Origin of the sequence: Propionivibrio sp. (assembly GCF_017995515.1) — a bacterium.
In the GTDB taxonomy this organism is placed as follows: domain Bacteria; phylum Pseudomonadota; class Gammaproteobacteria; order Burkholderiales; family Rhodocyclaceae; genus Propionivibrio.
Window position 1 is genome coordinate 1 of record NZ_JAGOIT010000114.1, and the last position, 9,801, is coordinate 9,801.

Below are 9,801 nucleotides of genomic sequence, written 5' to 3' on the forward strand. Positions count from 1 at the left end.
TTCTACATCACCGACGTCATCGAGCCGTGTGATACCCGTTCGACGATCGCCATCGCCTTGCGCAAGACGCTCGGCAAGCGCGAACTCCGTCCGGGCAAGAAGCACGGGAATATGCCGCTTTAATCAGGAGAGCAGACATCTCATGGTCAGTCTAGCCATCGCCAAAGCCCTGCAAATCTACGGTATCGCCATCGTCATTTCGATGCTGGTTGCCGTTTTGATCAAGGTCCTGGTCGCGGTCACCGGCAGCGTCAAGAAGCCGGCCGCCGCCGTTGTACCGCAACAGGCAAGCGTCAAGCCAGCACCCGTACAGGCTGGGGTTCCTGCCGAAGTCGTCGCCGTGATCTCGGGAGCGCTCGCCGCAGCGCTCGGACCACATCGCGTTCTGCACATTGCTGAGAGCGGACGCGCCTGGGCCCATACCGGCCGCAGCGCTCAGCACTCGCACCAGCCAAGACATTAATCAAATATTCAAGTATTCAATAAGGGAATCACATCATGCAAAGAGTCTTCAAGATCGCCGTCAACGGAACCAACTACGATGTCGTCGTCGAGGAACTGACGTCCGCAACGTCCGCCATCATGCCGAATTACACACCTGCTCCGGCCGCGGTCACCCCCGCTGCAGCAGCGCCGGTTGCCGCACCGAAAGCCGCGGCGACTGCCCCGGCGGGTGCGGGTGATCAATGCGCCCAGATGGGTGGCGTGGTTTCCGGCGTGATGGTCAAGGAAGGCCAGCAGGTCAACGAAGGCGACAAGATCGCCGAACTCGAAGCAATGAAAATGAAGGTGCCGGTCATGGCATCGCGTTCGGGTCAGGTTTCCAAGGTGTGCGTTGCCATCGGCGATGCGGTCGAAGCCGGACAGGTCCTGCTGACGATCGCGTAATCGCCGTCTTTGCGACAACGCAAAGCCGATTAATCAACACATCAGGCGGCCTCGGCCGCCGGAGACTGGTCCAAACGCATGGAAGCCATAAGTTTTCTCGACCTTTTTCAAGGCATCGCAACTTTGGTCGCATCCGAACCAAAGATCATGATCGGGCGCATCTTTCTGATGCTGCTCGGTTTCCTACTCATCTACCTGGGTTCCCGCAATGTTCTGGAGCCGCTGCTGATGATCCCGATGGGTCTCGGCATGTCGTCGATCAATGCCGGCGTAATGTTCCTCGAAGCCGGCAAGATGGGGACGCTGTTCGTTGACCCCTTGATGTCTGACGTCAATGATCTGGTCAACATCATGCAGATCAACTGGCTGCAACCCGTCTTTACATTGACCTTCAGCAACGGCTTGATCGCCTGCTTCGTGTTCATGGGCATCGGCGTCCTGCTGGACGTCGGTTACATCATGGCGCGCCCCTTCCAGAGCATGATCATCGCCCTGTTTGCCGAACTGGGAACGTTTGTGGTTTATCCGACCGCAATCGCACTCGGTTTGACGCCGGGGGAAGCCGCCTCCGCGGCAACGATCGGCGGCGCGGACGGCCCGATGGTCTTGTTCACATCGCTCGTCCTGGCAAAGCATCTGTTCGTGCCCATCACGGTCGTCGGCTATCTCTACCTTGGCCTGACCTACGGCGGCTATCCGTATCTGGCGAAGTGGCTGATCCCGGAAAAGCTGCGCGGCATCAGCATGGCCAATGACCGAGGTCCGACGATCACCCGTTCGCAAAAGCTGATCTTCGCCGTCGTCACCTGTACGCTGCTGTGCTTGCTGTTCCCGGTTGCAGCGCCGCTTTTCTTCTCCTTGTTCGTCGGCGTCGCAGTGCGTGAAAGCGGTCTGGAGAACTTTTCCAACCTGTTGAGCGAGACCTTCCTCTACGGTGCGACGTTCTTCCTCGGTTTGACGCTCGGCGTTCTGTGCGAAGCGAATACGTTGCTGGAGCCGACAGTCCTCAAGTTGCTGCTGCTGGGCATCTTGGCGCTCTTCGTTTCTGCCGTCGGCGGCATCATCGGCGGTTATGTGATGTATTTCGCTACAGGCGGCAAGTTCAATCCTGTCATCGGGATCGCTGGTGTCAGCTGCGTCCCGACGACGGCGAAGATCGTGCAGAAGATTGCAACGGCAGCCAATCCCAGCGCAATCATCCTTCCGCAGGCGCTCGGTGCAAACATCAGCGGTGTGATTACCTCGGCGATCATCGCCGGGACGTTCATCGCTTTCTTGCGCTAGACGGGTTGTACGCTTGAGCCTGGATCCAATCGCCGATGCGCGATTGGATCCAGGCTCACGAGACCGCAGAAAGGCGGCGAGCAATCGCCGCCTTTCTCGTCAGTGCGACCGAGAGATTCTCTGCTCCGGTTCGACACGCACCCTGACATCCCCTGGTCATGCACCTATAATCAAGCGAGAGTTTTCCCCGCTCTCGGCCGCAATTGACCCAACCCGCCGGCCGTTTTTTTTGGCCGGAGACTGCAATTTATTCATGGAGGACGAGAAACGTCATGACCGTCTATCTCTATTTTTCCCTCATCCCGGAAGCGCTGATTGCCTCCAATCTGACGCCGGAACAGTTTGGTCAGTACTATGCGACCGGCAGTGGGTACAAATCGAAGGGTCAATGCCTGTTCTTTGAAGTCGATCCGAATTTCCGCAGTGACTACTTCGATATCGACACTGCCGTCGCGCGCTGCGTCCCGGCGGCCGACGGAACGCCGAAGCACTCCGTCTATGTCTCGGTTTACCGCGTTCTCGAGCATTTGCCGGTCAGCGCACTCGGCAAGCTGTATCTGACGACTGCCTACGGGCACACGCTTGGTATCGGGCGCGGCGAGCCGACGCCGGAGAAGGCGCCGTGCCTGCATCTTTACCAGGATCTCTCCCCGATCAACAGTCTGGTGGTGAGCAACCTTGAGCCGTATGACTTTTACGATAGCGTCACGCTTAACCCGACGAAGTTCATCCGCTTCCCCGCGCTCGTCTTTGTCGAGTTGGAACTCGATGAGCTGGCGAAGGATCCCGAAAACGGCAAGGCCAACGACCTGCCCTACTCCTTCATCCACCATCTGCGCGAGGCCCTGATGACGCTCAAGCCGCGCTCGGATGATCAGCCAAGCACCAAGGACAGCAAGATGGTGCACCGCGTCCACTCGCTGGAGTTCCCTTACCGCATGGTCAAGAAGGGCTTCTACGTCGGCAACGGCGAGGAGTTCGCTTTCTACCCGATGCTGAGCCATAAGGAACTGCGCGAAGACCACAATCAATGGTGGCGTTCGGCGAACCTATAGCGCCTACCGCAATCGAATACACCGCAACACATAATTCGCCCGGAAAGGGCAAGATACACAGAGGACTTTCATGACACGCCATACCAAAATCGTCGCCACCCTTGGCCCTTCTTCCCGCGATCCACAGGTTCTCGAAACCCTGATCAAGACCGGTGTGAATGTCGTTCGCCTCAACTTCTCGCACGGCAAGGCCGAAGACCACATCAACCTGGCCAGTACCATCCGCAGCATCTCCGAACGCGTCGGCCGCCCGGTCGGCATCCTGGCCGACCTCCAGGGACCGAAGATCCGTATCGGCAAGTTCGAGGAAGGAAAGATCGCGCTCGAGAACGGCGATCATTTCATCCTCGACGCAGCATGCGAACTCGGCAATCAGGAGCGCGTCGGCCTCGACTACAAGGAACTGCCCAAGGACGTCAGCACCGGCAATATCCTGCTGCTCGACGACGGGCGCATCGTGCTCGAAGTCCGCCAGGTCATCGATCAGGAAATCCACACGGTCGTCCTGCACGGCGGCCCGCTCTCGAACAACAAGGGCATCAACCGCCAGGGTGGCGGCCTGTCGGCCCCCGCGCTGACGGCCAAGGACATGGACGACATCAAGACGGCGGCGCAGATCGGTGCGGACTATCTTGCCGTCTCCTTCCCCAAGAGCGCGTCGGACATGTACATGGCGCGCCAGTTGATGATTGCCTGCGGCGGCCAAGCGCTGACGATCGCCAAGATCGAACGCGTCGAAGCCGTCGCCGCGCTCGAAGAGATCCTCGACGCCTCCGACGGCCTGATGGTCGCCCGCGGCGACCTGGCGGTCGAAGTCGGTGACGCTGCCGTGCCGGCGTTGCAGAAGCGCATGATCCGTCTCGCCCGCGAACGGAATAAGCTGGCGATCACGGCGACGCAGATGATGGAATCGATGATCCACGCGCCGACACCAACCCGCGCCGAGGTTTCGGACGTCGCCAACGCCGTCCTCGACGGCACCGACGCCGTGATGCTCTCGGCAGAAACGGCCGCCGGAAACTACCCGGTGCAGACGGTCGAAGCGATGGCGCGTATCTGTCTGGCGGCGGACAAATCGATGCTGATCTCGCTCGATCGCGAATTCCTCAACCGCAACTTCACGCGCATCGACCAGTCGATCGCGATGTCGGCGCTGTTCGCCGCCTACCACCTCAACGTCAAGGCCATCGCGGCGTTCACCTCGTCCGGTTCGACCGCACTCTGGATGAGCCGCCTGAACTGCGGGATTCCGATCTTCGCGCTCACGCAGGAACAAGCGACCTTCACCAAGATGTCGCTCTACCGCGAAGTCTTCCCGCTGCTGATGAAGGACGACGTTGCCAAGGACCGCGACGGCATGCGCTACGACGCGGAGCAACGGTTGATCCAGGCCGGCGTCGTCAAGAAGGGCGACCTGATCGTTCTCTGCTACGGTGACAAGCGCGGCCATACCGGCGGCACCAACACGCTGACCATCGTTCGCGTCGGCGAGCAACTGCCGCCGCGCGGCTGATAGCCTTCGAGGGGGAACATCGCGCCACCCCCTCGTCATCTTCGCGCTAAAATACTGCGTTTGGCGGGCCGGTCTTTGCGGCCCACTTTTGCAGCGTTCTATCAGCCCAACGGAGGAATCAAATGCCACTCGTATCACTACGCCAACTCCTCGACCACGCCGCGGAAAACGGCTACGGCCTGCCCGCCTTCAACGTCAACAACATGGAGCAGGTCATCGCGATCATGGAAGCCGCGAGCGAACTCGACGCACCGGCGATCATGCAAGCGTCGGCCGGCGCCCGCAAGTATGCCGGCGAAGCCTTCCTGCGCCACCAGATTCTCGCCGCCATCGAAGCCTATCCGAACATTCCGGTCGTCATGCACCAGGACCACGGCCAGTCGCCGGCGATCTGCATGGCCGCCATCCGCTCCGGTTTCTCGTCGGTGATGATGGACGGCTCGCTCGAAGCCGACGGCAAGTCCGTTGCCTCCTTCGACTACAACGTCGCCACGACGCAAAAAGTGGTCGAGTTCTCGCACTCGATCGGCGTCTCCGTCGAAGCCGAACTCGGCGTGCTCGGTTCGCTCGAAACGATGAAGGGCGACAAGGAAGACGGCCACGGCGCCGAAGGCACGATGACGCGCGAACAGCTGCTGACCGACGTCGAGCAGGCCGCCGACTTCGTCAAGAAGACCAATTGCGACGCGCTGGCGATCGCCATCGGCACCAGCCACGGCGCCTACAAGTTTACCAAGAAGCCGACCGGCGACATCCTCGCCATCGACCGCATCCGTGAAATCCACGAGCGCATTCCGAATTGCCACCTCGTCATGCACGGCTCGTCATCGGTGCCGCAGGAACTGCTCGCCGAGATCCGCGAATTCGGCGGCGACATGAAGGAAACCTACGGCGTACCGGTCGAGGAAATCGTGCGCGGCATCAAGTACGGCGTGCGCAAGGTCAACATCGACACCGACATCCGCCTGGCGATGACTGGCGCGATCCGCCGCTACTTCGTCGAGAACCCCGGCAAGTTCGATCCGCGTGACTACCTCAAGCCGGCCCGCGAAGCCGCCAAGAAGGTCTGCCGCGCCCGCCTCGAAGCCTTCGGAGCCGCCGGACAAGCCAGCAAGATCAAGGCGATCCCGCTCGACAAGATGGCCGAGCGGTACAAGAAGGGCGAACTCGACCAGGTCGTCCGCTAAGCAGTTCGTTCAAGTCGTTCGATCGGACAATGCCGCGATCGCCCACCGGGCATCGCGGCATTTTCTTCATCGAGGCAACGCAAAATCGATGCAACTTTGCCCCGCACAACCCATCGAATGCGCGCAAGCACGTCTGATCGGAACGCCGATCGGCCCACCCGGCAGACGGCATGGACATCCCCGATATGCCCTATAATTCCGTGCCCGATCAGACGATTAGCTCGTCATCCCCCACGCTACCGTTGTTCAATTCTCGTTACGGATCAGAATCATGACTCAAGCCCTGTTCGAATCGACCATCAAGAGCCTGCAACTTCTTGGCCGCGGCAAAGTGCGCGACATCTACGCCATCGACGCCGACAAGCTGCTGATCGTGACCAGCGACCGCCTGTCCGCCTTCGACGTCGTCCTGCCCGATCCGATTCCGGGCAAGGGCACGGTGCTGACGCAGCTCGCCAATTTCTGGTTCGATAAGCTCTCGTACATCCTGCCCAACCAGTTGACCGGCATCGACCCCGAGTCCGTCGTTGCCCCAGAGGAACGCGACCAGGTACGCGGCCGCGGTTTGGTAGTCAAGCGCCTGAAGCCGCTGCCGATCGAAGCCGTCGTGCGCGGCTACCTGATTGGCTCCGGCTGGAGGGACTATAAGGAAACCGGCGCCGTCTGCGGCATCAAGCTGCCGGCCGGATTGAAGCTCGCCGAGAAGCTGCCCGAGCCGATCTTCACGCCGGCGACGAAGGCGGAGCAGGGCGACCACGACGAGAACATCTCCTTCGAACAGGCGCAGATCGACTGCGGCGCCGCGCTCTCCGGCATCCTCGCCGGCACCGGCAAGAACGGCGCGCAGATCGCCACCGAGGCCCGCAACGCCGCGCTCGCGCTGTACACCGCCGCCGCCGACTACGCGCTGAAGCGCAACATCATCATCGCCGACACCAAGTTCGAGTTCGGCGTCGACAGCACCGGTACGCTGCACCTGATCGACGAAGCCCTGACGCCCGATTCGTCGCGCTTCTGGCCGATGGAAGCCTACGCCGTCGGCAGCAACCCGCCGTCCTACGACAAGCAGTACGTGCGCGACCATCTGGAGACGCTCGACTGGAACAAGACGGCGCCCGGCCCCAGCCTGCCGGCGGACGTCATCGTTCGTACCAGCGGCAAGTACCGCGAAGCGTATGAACAGCTGACCGGGATGAAACTCGCCTTCTGACGCGAGAGTCGAACACACAAACCAACCACTGGGCGGCTGCGGCCGCCCAGTCCATTTCTGGAAGACCCAACATGAGCGCACGACCCGACGCCTCCACCAATGCCCTGCTCGACTTCACCGGCCTGCCACGCTTCGACGCGATCAAGTCGACCGACGTCCAACCGGCGATCGAACGCCTGCTGAAAAACAACCGGGCGCTGGTCGAACGTCTGACGTCCGACGCGGTTCCTGCCACGTGGAGCACCTTCGCCGCACCGCTCGCTGACGAAATTGAGCAGCTGTCGCGCGCCTGGGGCGTTGTCGGCCATCTGCACTCGGTCAATGACATCCCGGAATGGCGCGAAGCGTACAACAACATGCTGCCCGAGGTGTCACGCTTCTTCGCCGAACTCGGCCAGAACCTCAAGCTCTTCGCCAAGTACAGGGCCATCCGCGAGAGCAAAGAATACGAGACGCTGACGTTGGCGCAACGCAAGATCGTCGACAACGAAATCCGCGACTTCCGCCTGTCCGGCGCCGAATTGCCGGAAGACCAGAAACCGCGCTTCCAGGCGATCTCGGAAGAACTGGCCAGCCTCTCGGCGAAGTTCTCGGAGAACCTGCTCGACGCGACCAATGCATTCGCCGAGTTCGCCACCGAAGAATCCAAGCTCGCCGGCATCCCCGACGACGTGCGCCAGGCCGCGCGCGAAGCGGCCGAAAAGGACGGAAAACCCGGCTGGAAATTCACGCTGCACATGCCGTCCTACCTCCCGGTCATGCAATACGCCGAAGACCGCGAACTGCGCGCCACGATGTATCGCGCCTACGCGACGCGCGCCGCGGAATTCGGTCCAACCGAGCTCGACAACACGCCGCTGATCCGGAAGATCCTCGAACTGCGCCAGGAAGAAGCGCGCATGCTCGGCCACGGCAACTTCGCCGAGGTTTCGCTCGTGCCCAAGATGGCCGAGTCCGTTCCGCAAGTACTCGCCTTCCTGCGCGATCTGGCGGTCAAGGCCAAGCCGTTCGCCGAGAAGGACATCGCCGAATTGCGCGCATTCGCGAGCAGCGAACTCGGACTCGACACGCTCGAACCTTGGGACGTCGGCTTCGCCTCGGAAAAGCTGCTGCAGGCCCGCTACGCCTTCTCGGAGCAGGAAGTGAAGCGCTACTTCACCGAGGACAGGGTGCTCGGCGGCCTGTTCCACGTCGTCGAAACGCTGTTCGGCGTTCGCTTGAAGCCCGACAGCGCGCCGGTCTGGCACGAGGACGTGCGCTTCTTCCGCATCGAAACGCCGGACGGCGCCTTGATCGGGCAGTTCTACGTCGACCTCTACGCGCGCGAGACGAAACGCGGTGGCGCCTGGATGGACGAGGCGATCACGCGCCGGAGAGTAGTCGCAGGCATCCAGACACCGGTCGCCTACCTCAACTGCAACTTCTCGCGCCCGGTCGGCGACAAGCCGGCGACCTTCAGCCACGACGACGTGATCACGCTCTTCCACGAAACGGGACACGGGCTGCACCATCTGCTGACGCAGGTCGACGAACTCGGCGTCTCCGGCATCCACGGCGTCGAATGGGACGCCGTCGAGCTCCCGTCGCAGTTCATGGAGAACTACTGCTGGGAGTGGGACGTCGTCCGCCAGATGACGGCGCACGTCGATACCGGCGAGCCGCTGCCGCGCGAACTGTTCGACAAGATGCTCGCCGCCAAGAACTTCCAGAGCGGCATGCAGACTGTCCGCCAGCTCGAATTCTCGCTCTTCGACATTTTGCTGCACAGCGATTTCGACCCCGCAGGAAGCGCCAGCGTGCTCGATCTACTGGGTGAAGTGCGGCGCGAAGTCGCGGTCATCGTTCCGCCCGAGTGGCATCGCTTCCCCAACAGCTTCTCGCACATCTTCGCCGGCGGTTACGGCGCCGGCTACTTCAGCTACAAATGGGCCGAGGTGCTCTCGGCCGACTGCTACGCCGCGTTCGAGGAAGCGGGCAATCCCTTCGATCCGGCGACCGGCCGACGCTTCCTCAAGGAGATCATCGCGACGGGCGGCGCGCGCCCCGCGCTCGAGAACTTCCGCGCCTTCCGCGGCCGCGATCCCGAGGTCGATGCGCTGCTCCGGCACAGTGGTATGATCCCTGCGTAATTCGGAGGGTCCACCATGAACAGACTGCATCTCGTGTTTCTCGCGGCCGCGCTCGCGGCGACCTCGCTCGCCAGTGCGCAAGCCACCTATCGCTGGGTCGACAAGGTCAGCGGACAGACCGTGTACTCGGACCAGCCACCGCCGCCGGGAACGCCGGGCGTCGTCAAGCTCGGCAGCGAAGCCGGCGGCGCCACGCCGCAGGTTCCGTATGCCACGCGGCAGGCAGCCGGGAAGTATCCGGTCACACTGTACACGGCGGCGAGCTGTACCGACGCTTGCACGCAAGCGCGGGAACTGCTCAACCAGCGCGGCGTTCCCTTCACCGAGAAAATGCTCAACACCGAAGAAGACCAGGCCGAATTCGCCAAGCAGATGGGCAGCAAGGACGTCATGGTTCCGAGCCTGACCGTTGGTCAGCAGAAATTCCGCGGCCTCGAATCGGGCGCCTGGAACAACCTCCTTGATCTGGCGGGCTATCCCAAAACGGCGCCCTTCGGCGCCAAGCCCTCGGGTGCATTCGCCGAATGAGGCTCGC

The 9,801-nt window shown here is 61.8% G+C and carries 9 protein-coding genes; all 9 read left to right on the forward strand.

From position 1 onward, the window contains the following. The first annotated feature begins 142 nt into the window (after positions 1–142). The 9 genes from KBA32_RS14735 to KBA32_RS14775 all read left to right on the forward strand — a co-directional run bounded on the left by KBA32_RS14735 (position 143) and on the right by KBA32_RS14775 (position 9,794). Complete coding sequence (locus tag KBA32_RS14735) at positions 143–463, forward strand: hypothetical protein (protein ID WP_294360414.1); 321 nt, start codon at positions 143–145, stop codon at positions 461–463. Between the two features lie 35 nt (positions 464–498). Continuing rightward, positions 499–888, forward strand: a complete 390-nt coding sequence (locus KBA32_RS14740) for an acetyl-CoA carboxylase biotin carboxyl carrier protein subunit (RefSeq protein WP_294360416.1) — start codon at positions 499–501, stop codon at positions 886–888. Positions 889–1,035: 147 nt separating this feature from the next. Beyond that, positions 1,036–2,172, forward strand: a complete 1,137-nt coding sequence (locus KBA32_RS14745; protein WP_294360418.1) for a sodium ion-translocating decarboxylase subunit beta — start codon at positions 1,036–1,038, stop codon at positions 2,170–2,172. A 272-nt stretch (positions 2,173–2,444) separates the two neighbouring features. After that, positions 2,445–3,227: a hypothetical protein gene (locus KBA32_RS14750; protein ID WP_294360421.1), complete on the forward strand. Its 783-nt coding sequence runs from the start codon at positions 2,445–2,447 to the stop codon at positions 3,225–3,227. 70 nt (positions 3,228–3,297) lie between these two features. Continuing rightward, entirely contained in the window at positions 3,298–4,740 is a 1,443-nt protein-coding gene (pyk, locus tag KBA32_RS14755) for a pyruvate kinase (RefSeq protein WP_294360423.1), read from the forward strand. Between the two features lie 122 nt (positions 4,741–4,862). Next, entirely contained in the window at positions 4,863–5,927 is a 1,065-nt protein-coding gene (fba, locus tag KBA32_RS14760) for a class II fructose-bisphosphate aldolase (protein WP_294360426.1), read from the forward strand. A 271-nt stretch (positions 5,928–6,198) separates the two neighbouring features. Next, positions 6,199–7,137 carry a phosphoribosylaminoimidazolesuccinocarboxamide synthase gene (locus tag KBA32_RS14765; RefSeq protein ID WP_294360427.1) on the forward strand — a complete coding sequence of 313 codons (939 nt, stop codon included), beginning with the start codon at positions 6,199–6,201 and terminating at the stop codon, positions 7,135–7,137. 71 nt (positions 7,138–7,208) lie between these two features. After that, positions 7,209–9,266: a M3 family metallopeptidase gene (locus tag KBA32_RS14770; RefSeq protein ID WP_294360429.1), complete on the forward strand. Its 2,058-nt coding sequence runs from the start codon at positions 7,209–7,211 to the stop codon at positions 9,264–9,266. Positions 9,267–9,281: 15 nt separating this feature from the next. Next, the gene (locus KBA32_RS14775; RefSeq protein WP_294360431.1) at positions 9,282–9,794 is read left to right on the forward strand and encodes a glutaredoxin family protein; all 513 of its coding nucleotides are present in this window, start codon (positions 9,282–9,284) and stop codon (positions 9,792–9,794) included. Positions 9,795–9,801 lie beyond the last annotated feature (7 nt).

Bases quoted from the DNA above. Each gene is read 5' to 3' on its own strand.
- KBA32_RS14745 (WP_294360418.1), top strand. From the start codon at position 1,036: ATGATCGGGCGCATCTTTCTGATGCTGCTCGGTTTCCTACTCATCTAC.
- KBA32_RS14770 (WP_294360429.1), top strand. From the start codon at position 7,209: ATGAGCGCACGACCCGACGCCTCCACCAATGCCCTGCTCGACTTCACC.
- KBA32_RS14765 (WP_294360427.1), top strand. From the start codon at position 6,199: ATGACTCAAGCCCTGTTCGAATCGACCATCAAGAGCCTGCAACTTCTT.
- KBA32_RS14775 (WP_294360431.1), top strand. From the start codon at position 9,282: ATGAACAGACTGCATCTCGTGTTTCTCGCGGCCGCGCTCGCGGCGACC.
- fba (WP_294360426.1), top strand. From the start codon at position 4,863: ATGCCACTCGTATCACTACGCCAACTCCTCGACCACGCCGCGGAAAAC.
- pyk (WP_294360423.1), top strand. From the start codon at position 3,298: ATGACACGCCATACCAAAATCGTCGCCACCCTTGGCCCTTCTTCCCGC.
- KBA32_RS14750 (WP_294360421.1), top strand. From the start codon at position 2,445: ATGACCGTCTATCTCTATTTTTCCCTCATCCCGGAAGCGCTGATTGCC.
- KBA32_RS14735 (WP_294360414.1), top strand. From the start codon at position 143: ATGGTCAGTCTAGCCATCGCCAAAGCCCTGCAAATCTACGGTATCGCC.
- KBA32_RS14740 (WP_294360416.1), top strand. From the start codon at position 499: ATGCAAAGAGTCTTCAAGATCGCCGTCAACGGAACCAACTACGATGTC.